Source organism: Absiella sp. AM29-15, assembly GCF_003434225.1.
In the GTDB taxonomy this organism is placed as follows: domain Bacteria; phylum Bacillota_I; class Bacilli_A; order Erysipelotrichales; family Erysipelotrichaceae; genus Hoskinsella; species Hoskinsella hominis.
Window position 1 is genome coordinate 16,891 of record NZ_QVFL01000024.1, and the last position, 17,049, is coordinate 33,939.

The following is a 17,049-nucleotide window of genomic DNA, read 5'->3' on the forward strand; positions in this document are numbered from 1 at the left end:
ATCTAAAACTAATTTTTTCGAAACTTTTTTAACATTAACTTTAATATTAATGCATTTTCATAATCTTTTTTAAATGTATCTTTCACATATCCTTCAAGTTGAGGTATATGCGGACAAAAAATCTGTTTTAAATATTCCTCACGTTCATCCCAATGTTCAATGACATAGTTTTTAAACGATAATCTTTCTTGCTCACTATCAAACAATAAAATCACTTCAAAATAACGGTCATGGGAATATCTAGCTTCATCAGAAAATTCATGCCGATAAAGGAATTCATTCAATTTATATAGAAAAGAATCCTTTGTCATATATTTATAGGAAATATCCCATTTTGACCAGTTATCTAAACTAATACCACTAGTTTCAGGACATACAGCCATATATCTTCCACCATCCAATAAAATACCACCAACATCTACCATCAAAGTTTGATGATAAAATATTTTAATATCCATCCATCGAGGAGTAGTATCAGTTTAAGAAAATAAATAATACTCATATCCATCTCGTCCATCTTCAGCATAATCATATTGCAATGTATATTCTGGAAAGAACTTATAATATTTCTGCATTTCACCATGTGGACTATTTTCCCAATCATTAGGATTTTGAAAGAAAGTTTCAATACGATCAAGGGGAGATTGAATTAGTCCCAATCGTTTCTTCCATAACCATTCTACCTTATCTATATCAGCTGAAGTATTTATTGGTGTATTTGTATCTTGAATTCTAGTATATATTTGATTAGCACAAACGCCTAAATATTTTTCTTTTAGATAAAATGGTGTATTCATACTATTTTTTACGACTATGATATCTATGTGATTTTTTTGTATTTCAATCGTTTCAACTACTACAGTTGGTCTAACATCACCTGCAAACTTTTTATCTTTTAGAAAATCAACCACTTTTTGTGTATTCTTCCTATTCGAATTAGATTTCATATCTAATATCTCATAATTGTTTTCTTCATCAACACCGATTATTATAAACGCATCTCTATTAGCTAAGTTATTTGACATGCATATAATATCATGAAGCAAATCTTGTTTATGTCTTTCATCATACCATTCTTTTTTAAAATCCCAATATGCACCTTCTTGTTTAAGAGAAATCAAATCCTGAATTTCTTCTTTTAAATTTACCATTTTAACACCTCTTTTTTTAAATCCTATTCTGTTGTATCTCCATACTCTATATCAACCACCACAGAAACATTGGTGTAATCTTTTATCACCATAATTCTGCATTTTTCACCATCACTAGGGAACACTATATGCTTGAAAAAAGCGCCTAAACCAAGGATTTCTACATAGGTGTTCATTATCTCAATGGTATTATAATCTTCTACTGATTTGCTACATTCTTTCATACTCTTTTAACTCATCTAGCGGATCTTTTGAAGTATCAATTTCCATTCTATCCTTCAAGAAATCTGCTTTTCTGTAACCGGTTCCTGTTAATTCAAATATTTCACCTTTATATCCTACATCTTTAACCCATCCCCACTCAATAAGATGGTCTAACGCCTCTATCCACCTTGCTGATTCTCTTTTTGAGTTTTCAGCCATAAACTGCTTACCCGATACAAAAATCTGAGTAGGTGCACTAAGTATCTGTATCTTCATGATTTGACCGTCACCATCAGCTGCATACACTAACAGAAAAGCTGATTCCACAGAAATGTTACCAACATCATCTTGACCTATAACTGTTTTATCTTTTTCTTGATTTCCCATGTTTTGAAACATTGTGGGAATTTTCTTCAAGGGGAACTGGTTACTCTCTAACAGTCCTTTTGCATCTTCGTTGATTACATCTACTATATCTCGATATCGAATCCATCCAGCATTATCATCAACATAATTAATGGCATTCCTAAATGTCGGTGATGCCACATACTTTAAACTGTTTATATCTGTGAAAAAATCAACAGTATTCTTATCATTCTTAACCCTTTCTCTAAAATCATCAAGTTTTTTCATTTTATCATATTTGCCGTCTCCAGTATCCTTTTCACTTTCAGCAATAGCTGAAGATTGCTTAATCAAAACGAGCACAGGTAGTCCCTTAGTTTTTGCGTAATTGTATTCTTTCTCTGTGTAACTTATACCGGTTTCTTCATCAATTGATCCATACCGTCCTCCAATAACAAGAAGGTAAAAATCACACTCATCAATCATCTTCGTTATGACATTCCATTGACTTGTAGGGGCAGCATGAAATTGCTCCATTCCTACAGGAATGAAATTATTCTCAAGTGCTACGCCTATCAATGACTGTCTTTCTTCTTTAAGGTCTTCATAGGTAGAACTTATAAAAATAGAAAACTTTCGTTTATTCTTCATATCAATATTCTCCTCATATATTTTTCTTTTATCACTTTTGTATCATTTTTAATTCGTTGCCTCCAACGTCTATAACGGCTGTACCGTCAGTTGCCACAGTAATCCCATTTACTCTTTATGCATCTTTCTTTGATCATCAAACCTGCATTATAACTTTATAAATTGGCATGTACTAATGATAAATTTAGCATTACTACATCCCGTATATTACCTTTCACTATTGAATTTTTATCTATCAACTGTCACGCTATTCACATTAATCGTACTATCTCATGACTTCTTAGATAAAAGTACTATCGTCTCCACATGATTCGTATTCGGAAACATATCTACTCCCTGCATCATATCTCCAACATAGCCAAAACGCTTCAAATACAGCATATCCCTAACCTGTGTGATCGGATTACATGAAATATATAAGATCTGTTTTGGTTTCATATTCACTAATGCAGACAGAAACTGTTCATTGCTTCCACTTCTTGGCGGATCCATAATCACAACATCAAAACGTTCTTTACGCTGTTGTGCTTTTTTCATATAGGTAGATGCATCATCACAGATAAATCGAATATTCTTTACATCATTAATTTTTGCATTCACAATGGCATCATTCACTGCATCCTTATTGATTTCTACACCAATGACTTGTTTCACTTTATGTGCCATACTCATACCAATCGTTCCAATGCCACAATATGCATCCAAAACCTTTTCATTTCCTTTTAAATCAAGTAGATCAATGCCTGTTTGATATAACACCTGTGTTTGTTCATGGTTGATTTGATAAAACGACTTAGAAGAAATACGATATTTTAAACCACATAGTGTATCTTCAATATATCCTTTTCCATACAGTACACGCTCCTGATCACCTAATACAACACTTGTTTTCCGTGTATTTACATTTTGTACAATCGTTGTGATATTAGGAAACTTCTGTAGCAACGCATTCACAAAGTTCTTTCTTGCGGGGAACACATTTTGATTGATTACCAATACCACCATGATTTCACCACTTTGTTTCCCATAACGTAATAATACATGACGAAGTAAGCCACGCCTTTTATCTTCTTCATATGGTTCAATGCGAAGTTTTTCCATCAAGGATACGATTTCTTCAATGATTTCATCACAGATTTCCGGATGCAACAAACATCGTTTATAAGGAATGATCTTATGCGAAAATTCTTCATAAAACCCTGCTTGAATATGTCTGTTTCTATCTTTCTGAAATCCTATAATCATCTTATTACGATAATGATATGGTTCCTTCATTGTTAGAATATCTTTAACTTGTAAAGGCAGTTTTGCATCTTTACACAACTTAATCAATTGATTCTTCTTAAAATCAGCTTGCGCCTTTGTGTCCATATGTAACAAATGACAACTGCCACATTTTTCAAATATAGGACAAGCTGGTTTAATTCTTCCCGGATGTTTTTGATCGACACGAATAAGTTCTGCCACATATCCTTTCTGAATACGCTTTTGTATCCTTGCCTGTACCTGTTCCTTTTCAAATACATGACGAACCAATACTTTATCTTTTCCTGCATAAAAGACACCGTTGCCATCTTCATCAATAAATTGAATATTACCTTTTACCATCTGCTTTTCTTTTAACATGTTGTTTTCTCCAAATATGTATTCACATATGTTTCTATTTGATCACTATGATCTAATGTAATCCCATGTATTCCCATTTCTTTTGCGGCGATAATGTTTTTTTCATTATCATCAATAAACAAACATTCCTCTGCTTTTAAGTTATATCGTTTTAATAAAATCTGATAGATTCTTGTATCCGGTTTTACGATTTTTTCTTCATAAGATAATACACAGCCATCACTCCAATCAAAGAACGACTGATTTGCTTTTAAATAATCTGCACTGTCTTTACTGATATTTGACAAGATATAAATATGGTATCCTTCCTTTTTTAATCTTTGCATAAGTGAAAAAGATATTTTCATTGGCTGCATTAATTTCATCCAATCTTTTAAAATAATATCAATTTCTGTTTGATATTGAGGGTATTCTTTATGGTATATTTCATATAAGTCTTTCATAAACAAAACGCCTTGATCATATTTTAACCATGCATCATGTGAAAATATCGCCTGACATACCTTTTCTGTCAAAGCTTCATCATGAAAAATTTCTTTATAATACGTTACAGGAGAAAATGTCATTAAAACATTTCCAATATCAAAAATAATATTTTTTATCATATCTATCTACCTCACAGATACATTGTACTAGAAATTGTAAATGAAAAAAAGTGATTTCTCACTTTCTTCCTAATGACCATCGATATAATTTCTCTTTTGCCTCATCTACAGAACAAACTTCTATACCATCTTTACAAATATATGCAATTAACTGATTCCATTCACTAACGGGAAACATGTCATCATTAATTTTCATCACAAATACGATATGCATCCGAAAGATTGCTGGAATACGTAAATCAGATAAACAATCTTCACCAGTATGTTTGAATATATATTCCAACAATTCCTCTCTCATATTCACATTCTCCTTTCTGTATAAAAATGTATACTATTTTATATATATCGTTTTTTTATAGAAAACGGCGTTTTTATACCTTATAAACCTAAATTTTATTGTAAACAGGACTATCTCATATTTTATACATTATGAAACAAAATGCTGCTGATTTCCATATTATGTATTTTAAAAGCCCTGATATCAGTATAATTTATATCCCCTATAAAAGTCAATTGAAAAGCGAAAAAAAGAAGTGACAGTAAACTTTTTCTGCCACTTCATTCAACATCATGCAAAACGATTATTTTGTTGCTCTTACCATGAATTCACAGATCTTTTTAGAGAATTCAGCTGGATTATCAATTGGGAATCCTTCAATCAATAATGCCTGATCAAATAACAGGTCTGCATATTCTTTTACTGCATCCTTATCTTCTGCATATACTTTCTGTAATGCTTCAAAGATTGGATGGTTTGGATTGATTTCCAGGATACGTGAAGCTTTCATACCATAAGGATTGCCTTCTGGCATAGCACTTAATACTTTTTCCATTTCAAATGACATACCTTCATCACTTGATAAGCATACTGGATCATCTACCAAACGTGTAGAAATCTTAACTTCTTTTACTTTTTCACCTAAAGCTGTTTTTAAGCCTTCCAGCATATCTTTGTTTTCTTCAGCTTTCTTTTCTAATTCTTTCTTTTCTTCTTCACTATCTAAGTCTAAATCACCCTGAGAAATATTTTTGAAGTTCTTTTCTTTGAATGTGCCTAAAATCTGTAAAACAAATTCATCAACATTATCTGTTAAGTACAGGATTTCATAGCCTTTGTCTTTAACCTTTTGAACAGCAGGCATCTGATCGATTTTTTCAATCTTTTCTCCACTCATAAAGTAGATGTTTTCCTGTCCTTCTTCCATACGTGCAACATATTCATCTAATGTAATCAGTTTTTGTTCCTTGCTGGAGTAGAACAATAATAAATCCTGTAACAATTCTTTATTTGCGCCAAAGCCATTGTATACACCGAATTTAATCTGTAGACCGAATGTATTCCAGAATTTTTCATATTCTTCACGATCATTCTTCAACATCAATAACAGTTCAGATTTGATTTTCTTTTCGATACGATTTGCGATTACTTTTAACTGACGATCATGCTGCAGCATTTCACGAGAAATATTCAGATTTAAATCCTGAGAATCTACCAGACCTTTCACAAAACGGAAGTGTTCTGGAATCAGTTCATCCGCATTATCCATGATGAATACGCCACGGCTGTATAACTGTAAACCTTTCTTGTAATCCTGTGAATAATAGTTCATAGGTGCTTTACCTGGGATAAATAACAAGGAAGTAAAGCTTACATTACCTTCTACAGAGAAGTGAATTGTCTTTTGAGGGTCTGTGAAGTCATTGAATTTACTCTTATAGAAATCGTTATATTCTTCTTTTGTGATTTCATTTTTACTTCTCTTCCATAATGGAATCATAGAGTTCAATGTTTTCAGTTCTTTTACTGTTTCATATTTCACATCTTCTGGTTTTTGTTCTTCGCCATCTTCTGGTTCTATACGTTTTTGTTCTTCTACCCACATCTCGATTGGATAACGGATGTAATCAGAGTATTTCTTAATCAAACGTTCAATTTCATACTGCGCTAAATATTCATCATAGTTTTCATCATCTGTGTTATCTTTTAGATATAAAGTAATGGTTGTTCCACAATCATCTTTGCTTGTTTCTTCAATTGTATATCCATCACTTGCATCACTGCTCCAGATATATGCTGTTTCTTCTCCATATTTTTTAGATACAACATCTACACGGTTTGCGACCATGAATGCGGAATAGAAACCAACACCAAACTGTCCGATGATATCTACTGCATCTTCTTTTTCATCTTTTTCTTCTAATTCCTGTTTAAATGCGAAAGAACCACTTTTTGCGATCGTACCAAGGTTTTCTTCTAATTCTTCCTTGTTCATACCAAGACCGTTATCACTAATACTTAAAGTACGGTTTTCTTTATCGATTTCCAGGTGGATCTTGAATGCATTCTGATCAACATCACTTAAATTCTCGCTTAGTGATTTATAGTATAATTTATCGATTGCATCACTTGCATTGGAAATCAGCTCACGTAAGAAGATTTCCTTATGTGTATAGATAGAATTGATCATTAAATCCAACAGACGTTTTGATTCAGCCTTAAACTGTTTTTTTCTTGCCATGTTCATTTACCTCCTGTTAGCACTCTTTTCATAAGTCTGCTAATAGTATAGGACTTTTTCTTAGCACTGTCAACACCCTAGTGCTAAATTTTATAGAAAACTTCGCCTTTTCCAATTTATCATTGCTCGTTCATAAAAACTCGTCTATAATATAAGAAACAATTTACAAAGGGGTTGTAAAAGAATGAAAGAAATGAAAGATATAAAACGAATTGTTGTCAAAGTAGGTTCTTCCACGATTACGAGAGAAAACGGATTAAATTTAAGAAAAATTGATCAGCTCGCTATGGTGTTAAGTGATATAAAAAATAAAGGAATTGATGTAGTACTTGTCAGTAGTGGTGCTGTCAGTGCAGGTGCCAGTAAATTAAAAATGAAAACCCGCCCTTCCCTTATGCGTGAAAAACAGGCAGCAGCAAGTGTTGGTCAATGTGAATTAATGTTTATCTATGATAAATTCTTCTCACAATATGGACAGACGATCTCACAGTTATTGATCACAAAAACGATAACTGCCAATGAAACACCACGTGTCAATGTAATCAACACAATGGAAACTCTGCTTCAGTATGGGGTAATTCCTATCGTAAATGAAAATGATTCTATTGCATTTGATGAAATTGCTTATGGTGATAATGATACTTTATCTGCGATTACAGCGTACTTAGTACATGCAGATCTGCTTGTGATTTTAAGTGATATTGATGGTTTATATGATAAAAACCCCAGTAAGTATGATGATGCAAAACTAATTCCCGTCGTAGATGGTATCAATTCGCATATACTTTCTATGGCAGAGGATGCTTCCAGCAATGTTGGAACGGGTGGAATGATTACCAAATTACATGCGGCACAATATGCAAGTGAGCATAACATTCCAATGATAATCGCCAATGGTAAACAGCCATCTATTTTATACGATATATTAGAAGACAATTATAAAGGAACATTATTTGATGTAAAGGAGGAGTCATATGGAACTCATTGAATTATGTAAGGCAGTAAAAACAGCAAGCAAGGATATCATGAAAGCATCTACTGCACAAAAGAATGCGGTATTAGAAAGTATTGCGCAAGAAATTGAACAGCATATGGATGAAATCATGGTTGCTAATCAAAAAGATGTGGATGAAGGTGAAAAACGTGGCATGAATAAAGGCCTGATTGATCGTATGCATTTAACAAAAGAACGTTTAGCACAGATTGTTGTCGGTGTTCGTCAGGTGAAAGCATTAAATGATCCTATTGGTGAAATCGAAGATATGAAAACCTCACCAAATGGTCTTCAAATAGGGAAAATGCGTGTTGCCTTAGGTGTTGTCGGCATGATTTATGAAGCCAGACCAAATGTTACGGTAGATGCTGCAGTTTTATGTTTAAAAGCTGGAAATGCTGTAATTTTAAGGGGTAGTAAAGATATTCTTCAATCTAATATCGTGTTGGTAAGACTCATGCGTCATGCTCTTGAGAAACAAAACATGAATCCTGATATCATCACATTATTAGAGGATACTTCAAGAGAAACCAGCAGTCAGCTGATGCGTATGAATGATTATTTAGATGTTTTGATTCCAAGAGGCGGTGCTTCTTTAATTAAGACCTGTGTAGAAAATGCCAGTGTACCTGTTTTAGAAACTGGGACAGGAAACTGTCATGTTTATGTAGACAAAGACGCAAAGCTTGAGGATGCCCTTTCCATCATAATTAATGCGAAAACAAGTCGTACCAGTGTATGTAATGCATGTGAAAGTGTCTTGTTCCATAAAGATATTCCTGATACTTTTATAAAGGAAGTCATTGATGCATTAAAAGTGCACAATGTTATCATTCACGCTGATCAGGATATATGCTTATTAGATGATACTTGTATATTGGCAAGTGAAGATGACTATCACAAAGAATATCTTGATTTGGAAATATCCATGAAAAAAGTTGATTCTTTACAAACAGCGATTGATCATATCAACACCTGCAGTACCCATCACAGTGAAACCATTGTTTCTGAAAACTACAGCAGTATCCAGCAGTTTATTAAAGAAGTAGACAGTGCCTGCGTATATGCCAACGCTTCTACACGATTCTCTGATGGATTTGAATTTGGACTTGGCGCAGAAATTGGTATCAGTACCCAAAAACTTCATGCAAGAGGTCCTATGGGGTTAAAAGCCTTAACAACCCAAAAATATATCATTTTGGGAAATGGGCAGATACGACAATAATGGTACAGGATATTCTCCTGTACCTTTTCTTTATATTGCAGAAAAAACAGAGCATGATTTTGCTCTGTTTTTGTTATGCTTGTAAATGTGCAATGATTGCATCACGGTATTCTTCTGTTGTGGAAGTTCCATGCAAATCAGGTGTCAAGACTTTCGCTTCCTGTAAAACAGCATCTACTGCCTGACGAATGTTAGCGGCACATGCGTCTTCTCCTAAGTATTCCAGCATCATACATGCTGACCAAAGAATTGCAGTAGGATTAGCGATATGCTTTCCGGCGATATCTGGCGCACTTCCATGTACTGCTTCAAACATTGCATAATCGCTGCCTAAATTACAGCTAGGAAGTAATCCTAATCCACCAATCAATCCGCTTGTTAAATCTGATACGATATCCCCATAAAGATTTGGCATGACCATGATATCAAAAGTTTCAGGGCGCATAACTAACTGCATACAAACGTTATCGACGATTTTATCATCTGATGCAATCGTTGGAAATTCTTTTGCGATTTCATGGAAGATATCCAAAAACATACCATCGCTCATTTTTAAAATATTCGCTTTATGTACACAAGTAACCTTTTTACGTCCATGATCTACTGCATACTGGAATGCATCACGAATGATACGCTCACTTGCTTTTCTTGTGATAATTTTAGTCGCATGTACAGTGTTTTCATCAATTTTTTCTTCTACACCAACATATAAATCCTCTGTATTCTCACGGAATGTGACAATATCTACATCTGGAAATGGTGTTTTTACAGCAGTATTGCTTTTTGCGGGACGAATATTTGCATATAAATCATATTTGTTACGTAAAGTAACGTTCAACGATTTAAACCCTTTTCCAATCGGCGTTGTGATTGGTGCTTTTAATAAAATACGATTTTTTTCAAATGAAGCATATGCCTCATCAGGAATCAGTTTTCCATTGCGCTCATATTCGGCTTCTCCTACTTCAAAGCACTCAAATGCAAGTGGTGCTTTTGCCGCTTTTAGTATCTGTAAAGTCGCATCACAGATTTCTGGTCCTATGCCATCTCCCTTAAATACAGTAATTGTTTTCATTTCTATCGCTCCTCCATCTTCTTATATTCTTTTGTTGATCCTACATATTTCGTAGCCGGACGCATGATTCTTCCATCGTACAGCTTGTTTTCAATATTGTGTGCTAACCATCCTATTGTTCTTGCTAATACAAACAATGGGGTATACATATCTTCTGGAATCCCTAACATCTGATATACAAAGCCACTATAGAAGTCTACATTGCTGGAAACATTAATTCCCTTTACATCCAGAATGACTTCTTTTGCACATTGTTCAAAACGCTGATAAAAGGCATATTCTTTTTCTTTACCTTTTTCCTGTGCAAGTTTTGCGATATGTTCTTGAAGCACTTCACTTCTTGGGTCGGATAAAGTGTAGATTGCATGTCCCATACCATAAACAAGCCCACTGTAATCATAGAACTGTTTATGCATGATACGATAAATCAACGCTTTGATCTCTACTTCATTTTCACAATATCCAATTTCATCAATGACTGCTTTCATCATGCCGGAAACCTTCAAATTTGCACCACCATGACGTGGCCCCTTCAATGCCCCGATTGCACCTACCATACTGGAATAAAAGTCAGTACCTGTTGATGAAATCACCACATTGGTAAATGTAGAGTTATTTCCACCACCATGATCAGCATGTACAATTAACATCATATCTAATACCAGGGCTTCCTGATGCGTAAAGGAATGATCTCCTCTGGACATATAAAGGATGTTTTCCGCAATGGACATATTTTTCTGACACTGGTGAATAACTAATGATTCTTTATGATAGTAATGCATCTTGCTTTGGTAGGCATAACAGATAATACTTGGCAGTTTCGCTAATATATTTAACCCCTGTTCCAACGTATTTTCTACACTGATATCATCTGGTGCATCATCATAATCATATAAGGCAAGCACTGCCTGCTGTAATCGATTCATTAGATTTTTACCTGGCATATGCAAAAACTTTGTTTCAAGAAAATCACCAGGCAGTTCATAATGATCCTGTAAGATTTTCACAAAGGTCTGTAATTCTTCTCCATTTGGCAAATATCCAAACAATAGTAAAAAGCATACTTCTTCATATCCATAAGGACGGTTCCAATCACGTCCGTGGATGATATCACGTAATTCTATACCGCGATAAAACAGCTGCCCCTGGGCATCCCGTTTGACTTCTTCTACGTATTTATAACCGACAACATCGGCAATTTTGGTTAATCCGACACGTACACCTGTGCCATCTTCATTACGAAGACCTTTTTTTACATCATATTTGCGAAACAGATCATTGGGGATATCTGTAAATTCCAGTGACTTTTTATATAATGAATTTAACTGTTTATTCATGATGGTACCTCCCTTTTTTATTTATTTTTCAATGTCTTTCAATATTATATCATAATTTTCATAAAGTCAATGAAATATTTTCAGATTTTATGTTATAATAAAACACGTACACTAAAAATATAGCGGAAAGGAAGAAAAAATATGCTAACAATTACAGAAAAAATTATAAAAGCTCATCTGGTGGAAGGTGAAATGCATCGAGGAGAACCAATTGCGATTCATATCGATCAGACCCTGACACAGGATGCAACTGGTACGATGGCGTATCTGCAGTTAGAAGCAATGGGGGTAGACCAGGTAAAAACTGAATTATCCATCAGTTATGTTGACCATAACACACTGCAGAGTGGTTTTGAAAACGCTGATGACCACAAATATTTACAAACTGTCGCTATGAAGCATGGCGTAAAATTCTCTAAACCAGGCAATGGTATCTGTCATCAGGTACATTTGGAAAGATTCGCAAAACCTGGAAAAACTTTATTAGGAAGTGATTCTCATACACCTACAGCTGGTGGTATAGGTGCATTGGCAATTGGTGCCGGAGGACTTGATGTTGCCTGTGCCATGGCAGGAAGAGCATTCCATTTAACAATGCCAAAAGTAGTAAATATCATCCTGCACGGCTCTTTACAGCGTGGTGTCAGTTCTAAAGACATTATCTTAAAAGTGTTACAGCTGTTAAGTGTAAAAGGCGGTGTTGGAAAAGTTATTGAATATAGTGGAGATGGTGTAAAAAACCTGAGTATTCCACAGCGTGCAACCATTACTAACATGGGGGCAGAATTAGGCGCAACAACTTCTGTATTCCCAAGTGATGAAATCACTTATGAATTCTTAAAGAAACAGCATCGTGAAGAAGACTATGTTGAATTAAAGGCTGATGAAGGTGCTGTATATGATGAAACTTATGAAATTGATTTAGATACATTGGAACCAATGATTGCAATGCCTCATTCTCCTGATAATGTTTTACCTATCAGTGAAGTGCTTGGCATGAAAGTTGATCAGGTTGCCATTGGAAGTTGTACAAACTCTAGTTATCGTGACATGATGACAGTTGCCAATATCTTAAAAGGAAAAACTGTTGATCCTGAGGTATCTCTTGTTATTTCACCAGGTTCTCGTCAGGTATTGAATATGCTTGCTAGCAATGGTGGATTATCTACCATGATTACTGCTGGCGCAAGAATCCTGGAAACAACATGTGGACCATGTATTGGTATGGGACAATCTCCTATCACCAACGCTTTATCCTTGCGTACCTTCAACCGTAACTTCTATGGAAGAAGTGGAACCCTGAGTGCTAAAGTATGTTTGGTTTCTCCAGAAACAGCTGCCGCAAGTGCAATTGCCGGATACATTATAGATCCAAGAGTTTTAGAATTTGATATTCCTGAGGATCCTGAATATTTTACTATTGATGATTCTATGATCATTGAACCGGATATGGAATTATCTGCGGAAACAGAAGTTGTTCGTGGACCAAATATCAAGCCATTACCTATCAATACACCATTAAAAAACACAATCACAAAGAAAGTCATGATCAAAGTAGATGATAATATCACAACCGATCACATTGCACCAGCAGGCGCAAAAGTATTGCCTTATCGTTCTAATATTGAAAAGATTTCTGAATTCATCTTTATGAATGTGAAAGCAAGCTTCCATGATGATTGTATCGCGAATGATGGTGGATTCATTGTGGCAGGCAGCAATTATGGCCAGGGAAGTTCTCGTGAACATGCGGCACTTGCGCCTATGTATCTGGGTATTAAAGCTGTTATCGCAAAAAGCTTCGCAAGAATTCATCGTGCAAATCTGATTAACTTTGGTATCATTCCATTCACTTTCGTTAATGAAAAAGATTATAATGATATTGATGAAATGGATACCTTAAAAATAACTGATTTATTAGATATCAAAGAAAATACACCTATCACTGTACAGAACGTAACCAAAGGCAAAACCTTCCAGGTAGAACATAATCTAACACAGTTGGATATTGATACCATCAAAGCTGGTGGAACATTAAATCTAATTCGTCAGAATCAAAAGTAACATAAAGCACTTTCGAGTGCTTTTTTTCATGCCTTATGCTATCATGAACATAAGAGGTGATAACATGATTCTATTGTTGGGCGGTGCGACACATTGTGGCAAAACCAAACTTGCGCAAAAACTTTTGGAAACCTACCACATCCCTTATTATTCTATTGATCATATCAAAATGGGATTAATCCGTGCACATATAAGTGATATTTGTGTTGAAGATGATAAAGCATTAACTTCATATCTTTGGCCAATTATGAAAGAAATCATTCTAACCGCGATTGAAAACAATCAGCATTTCATCATAGAGGGCTGTTACATCCCCTTTGACTGGCAGAAGGATTTTACAGAAGAGGAAAGAAAAAAAATTCATTACTGTTGCCTGATTTTTTCTAAATCGTATATCGAGCAACACCAAAAAGAGATCTTTCAATATGCGAATTGTATAGAACAACGTAAGGAGGAAGCATTGGATATCGATGCATTGATTAAAGATAATCTCAATCATCTACAAAGCTGTAAACAGTATCATTTGCCTTATATTCTGATAGATAACACCTATGCTATAGATATTGAAAATAATTTTGCTTTTTTGAAACAAAAATAAGTATCCTAAGGTATCATTAGTAGAGAGGAGAATGTTTATGAAACATAAATCTAAATTACTCATGATACCACTTTGCTTATCTTTATGCATTGGTTGTACAACACCAAATAAACCGACAAACAATAAGGTGTATATTGAAGAAACCATGCATACATCATTACCAGACAGTCTGAATGCTTTTTCTATATCCAGTTTTTCCAGACTATGGCAACAGGATCAAAATCTGTTGTATTCCCCTTACAGTGCATATCTTGCCTTAGCTTTATGCAGCAATGATGCCATAGATGAAACCCAGCAACAGCTTTTACATGCGTTGTGTTATAAAGGGGATATACAAGATTTGAATCAACAGCTTGTGAAAGAGCTAAACACCTTAAGCCAGCAAAATGTTCAGTCTAATACTTCCATCTGGAATGATCAAAATGTTACACTAAGTCAAAAACTAAAAGATGCATCATCGCTTTATCAATCTGATATCTTCACAAGGGATTTCAAAAAATCGTCATTAACCAGTGAGATCAACAGATGGATACAATCAAATACCAATAAAAAGCTTACCTTCCAGCAGCCAGTTTCTAAGAATACTGCAATTATTTACTTCAATACTTTATATTTACAGGATCGTTGGGATACTCCTTTTGATAAAAAGAACACAAAAACAGATACTTTTACAACTTCTAATCAAAAACAAATTCAGACGTCCTTCATGCATACCAGTCGATCCGGATACTATATGGATAAAGAAAACTATGAAGCAATCAATCTACCACTTGAAAAAGGTGGACAAATGTTGTTGTTTTTACCAAAGGAACATCAAAATCCTTTAGATATTTTAAAAGATCCAGCATGGATTTCTCAATTCTATGAAACGAATGATACGAAAATGTTAAATATTTCACTTCCTTCATTTACGCTAAAACAGGATTATTCTTTAACCAATATGCTTTCTTCTATGGGCGTAAATCGTGCTTTATCAAAAACAGATGCACAATTTCTTTCTAAAAATGATCATGAACCGCTTTATCTTGATGATATGCATCAGGGAACCTATCTAGCGGTCAATGAAGAAGGTATTGAGGCTGCGGCTTATAGTGAAATCGAAATGAAAACCGGTAGTGCTTTTATGGAAAGTGTTGATATCCAGTTTAACAGACCTTTCCTATATACAATTGTTTCCGCTCAGGGTACCCCTTTATTCATTGGTTATATCGAAAATCCAACAGCATAGTCAAAAAAGGATTGGTGATCACGCCAATCCTTTCCTTTATTTTATCTTCTTTTTATGAAACTTTTGTTCACTTTCCGGATCTTTTACAAATGCCAATACCAGTGCACCAAGCAACATCATTGGTATCAATCCAAGTATTCCATAACGTGTTTCCCCTGTAATCATGATAATCACAGATACTGCAATTGGACCTAAAATCGCAGAGAATTTTGAGAATACAGAGAAGAATCCAAAGAATTCATTACTGTCTGCTTTATCAGGAATCAGCTTTGCGAAATAACTTCTTGATACAGATTGAATACCACCCTGAAACAACCCAACCAACAATGCTACTGCCCAGATAAAGGATGGATATGTCTTAATCATCGCACCACATAAAACAACGCCTGTATATCCGATAATGCCAGAATAAATCATCTTCTTAGAACCAAATCTGCCAACCAGTCTGCCAAAGAAAATAGATGCAGGACAAGCCACAATATTAATCAAGATTACAACCACAAGACTCATAGTATCATCAATTCCCATTTCACTTGCAAGTGATACAGCCATTTTAATAACGGTATTTACACAATCGATATAAAAGAAATAAGAAATACAAAACAGGAAAATATTTTTATTTTTCTTAACATCGCGGAATGTATGATATAAGTGTGAAAATGATTCTTTCACAACATGTGGTACAGGTTCATGATAATGTGTTTGTTTTACATTCTTCATAATTGGCAAAGAATAAAATAACCACCATAATACCGCAAGTCCCATTGTAATACCACATGCGACACGATAGGTCAATGTGAATCCGCCTAATACCAAATCACCATTCGTATCTCCAAATAAGGTTACTGCCGCAAATGGAATCACAAAGATCAAGAAAGGCAACACACTGCCAATATATCCCCATGCATAGCCTGCCGCAGACACTTTATCCACTCGCTCATCATCGCACACATCTACAATAAATGCATCATAGAAAATGATAGAGCCATTGTATCCCAGCATGGCAATGACGAATACAACAATCGCTGTTTTATAATCAATAAATGGCAACGCCAGACCAAATCCTCCCGCAATACCAATAAACAGGAAGAACTTAAACATTTTCATTTTCGTATCTTTATAATCTGCCATCGTTCCCAGCACTGGTGAAATAAGTGCCAGAATAATCGCATATACTGCATTTGCCCATCCAACATAGACGCTGCTGTCACCCGGTGTGATTTTCGCAATCAACAATGGAAAAATAACGGTACATGTCGTTAATACCTGTGCGCTGTTTCCTACATCATATAGAATCCAGCTTCCCTCTTCTTTTGTGAAACCCATTCTCTCTAAAAGTTTTAATAACATAATGAATCCTCTCTTTACTTTCTTTCATTATACCAAGTATTTCATATAATTCCTATTCCGTTTATATTTTTTACATT

Annotated in this window: 16 protein-coding genes; 5 read left to right on the forward strand and 11 right to left on the reverse strand. The window is 34.7% G+C overall.

Features of this window, described 5'->3' with window-relative positions; all coding sequences use genetic code 11:
- Positions 1 to 8 precede the first annotated feature (8 nt).
- The 8 genes from DW761_RS21245 to htpG form a co-directional block, all read right to left on the reverse strand.
- Positions 9 to 458: a hypothetical protein gene (locus tag DW761_RS21245; RefSeq protein ID WP_199485666.1), complete on the reverse strand. Its 450-nt coding sequence runs from the start codon at positions 456 to 458 to the stop codon at positions 9 to 11.
- 21 nt (positions 459 to 479) lie between these two features.
- Positions 480 to 1,151 (reverse strand): ATP-binding protein, encoded by a 672-nt coding sequence (locus tag DW761_RS21250; protein WP_199485667.1) that lies wholly within the window; start codon positions 1,149 to 1,151, stop codon positions 480 to 482.
- Between the two features lie 23 nt (positions 1,152 to 1,174).
- Positions 1,175 to 1,375 (reverse strand): hypothetical protein, encoded by a 201-nt coding sequence (locus DW761_RS19200; protein WP_117519076.1) that lies wholly within the window; start codon positions 1,373 to 1,375, stop codon positions 1,175 to 1,177.
- Complete coding sequence (locus DW761_RS19205; RefSeq protein WP_117519077.1) at positions 1,362 to 2,351, reverse strand: DUF4062 domain-containing protein; 990 nt, start codon at positions 2,349 to 2,351, stop codon at positions 1,362 to 1,364. The genes DW761_RS19200 and DW761_RS19205 overlap by 14 nt, the downstream gene beginning before the upstream one ends.
- Positions 2,352 to 2,621: 270 nt before the next feature.
- Positions 2,622 to 3,977 (reverse strand): 23S rRNA (uracil(1939)-C(5))-methyltransferase RlmD, encoded by a 1,356-nt coding sequence (rlmD, locus tag DW761_RS19210; protein ID WP_117519078.1) that lies wholly within the window; start codon positions 3,975 to 3,977, stop codon positions 2,622 to 2,624.
- Complete coding sequence (locus DW761_RS19215) at positions 3,971 to 4,582, reverse strand: HAD family hydrolase (RefSeq protein WP_117519079.1); 612 nt, start codon at positions 4,580 to 4,582, stop codon at positions 3,971 to 3,973. The genes rlmD and DW761_RS19215 overlap by 7 nt, the downstream gene beginning before the upstream one ends.
- A 58-nt stretch (positions 4,583 to 4,640) precedes the next feature.
- Positions 4,641 to 4,880, reverse strand: coding sequence for a hypothetical protein (locus tag DW761_RS19220; RefSeq protein ID WP_117451795.1), 240 nt, complete (start codon positions 4,878 to 4,880; stop codon positions 4,641 to 4,643).
- A gap of 283 nt (positions 4,881 to 5,163) precedes the next feature.
- Positions 5,164 to 7,101 (reverse strand): molecular chaperone HtpG, encoded by a 1,938-nt coding sequence (gene htpG, locus DW761_RS19225; protein WP_117519080.1) that lies wholly within the window; start codon positions 7,099 to 7,101, stop codon positions 5,164 to 5,166.
- Between the two features lie 184 nt (positions 7,102 to 7,285).
- On the opposite strand from htpG, the gene proB reads away from it, so the two are divergent.
- Positions 7,286 to 8,089, forward strand: coding sequence for a glutamate 5-kinase (gene proB, locus DW761_RS19230; protein ID WP_117451791.1), 804 nt, complete (start codon positions 7,286 to 7,288; stop codon positions 8,087 to 8,089).
- Positions 8,076 to 9,320, forward strand: coding sequence for a glutamate-5-semialdehyde dehydrogenase (locus DW761_RS19235; protein ID WP_117451789.1), 1,245 nt, complete (start codon positions 8,076 to 8,078; stop codon positions 9,318 to 9,320). The genes proB and DW761_RS19235 overlap by 14 nt, the downstream gene beginning before the upstream one ends.
- A gap of 73 nt (positions 9,321 to 9,393) precedes the next feature.
- On the opposite strand, the gene DW761_RS19240 is transcribed toward DW761_RS19235, so the two are convergent.
- Together DW761_RS19240 and DW761_RS19245 are read right to left on the reverse strand one after the other, a co-directional pair.
- Positions 9,394 to 10,395, reverse strand: a complete 1,002-nt coding sequence (locus DW761_RS19240) for an isocitrate/isopropylmalate dehydrogenase family protein (RefSeq protein WP_117451787.1) — start codon at positions 10,393 to 10,395, stop codon at positions 9,394 to 9,396.
- 2 nt (positions 10,396 to 10,397) lie between these two features.
- The gene (locus DW761_RS19245; protein ID WP_117451785.1) at positions 10,398 to 11,732 is read right to left on the reverse strand and encodes a citrate synthase; all 1,335 of its coding nucleotides are present in this window, start codon (positions 11,730 to 11,732) and stop codon (positions 10,398 to 10,400) included.
- Positions 11,733 to 11,873: 141 nt separating this feature from the next.
- Between DW761_RS19245 and DW761_RS19250 the strand changes: the two genes are divergently transcribed.
- The 3 genes from DW761_RS19250 to DW761_RS19260 all read left to right on the forward strand — a co-directional run bounded on the left by DW761_RS19250 (position 11,874) and on the right by DW761_RS19260 (position 15,622).
- Positions 11,874 to 13,796, forward strand: coding sequence for an aconitate hydratase (locus DW761_RS19250; protein WP_117451783.1), 1,923 nt, complete (start codon positions 11,874 to 11,876; stop codon positions 13,794 to 13,796).
- 64 nt (positions 13,797 to 13,860) lie between these two features.
- Positions 13,861 to 14,394: an adenylate kinase gene (locus tag DW761_RS19255; RefSeq protein WP_117451781.1), complete on the forward strand. Its 534-nt coding sequence runs from the start codon at positions 13,861 to 13,863 to the stop codon at positions 14,392 to 14,394.
- 37 nt (positions 14,395 to 14,431) lie between these two features.
- Positions 14,432 to 15,622, forward strand: a complete 1,191-nt coding sequence (locus tag DW761_RS19260; RefSeq protein WP_158552193.1) for a serpin family protein — start codon at positions 14,432 to 14,434, stop codon at positions 15,620 to 15,622.
- A gap of 36 nt (positions 15,623 to 15,658) precedes the next feature.
- On the opposite strand, the gene DW761_RS19265 is transcribed toward DW761_RS19260, so the two are convergent.
- Positions 15,659 to 16,972 (reverse strand): MFS transporter, encoded by a 1,314-nt coding sequence (locus DW761_RS19265; RefSeq protein ID WP_117451777.1) that lies wholly within the window; start codon positions 16,970 to 16,972, stop codon positions 15,659 to 15,661.
- Positions 16,973 to 17,049 lie beyond the last annotated feature (77 nt).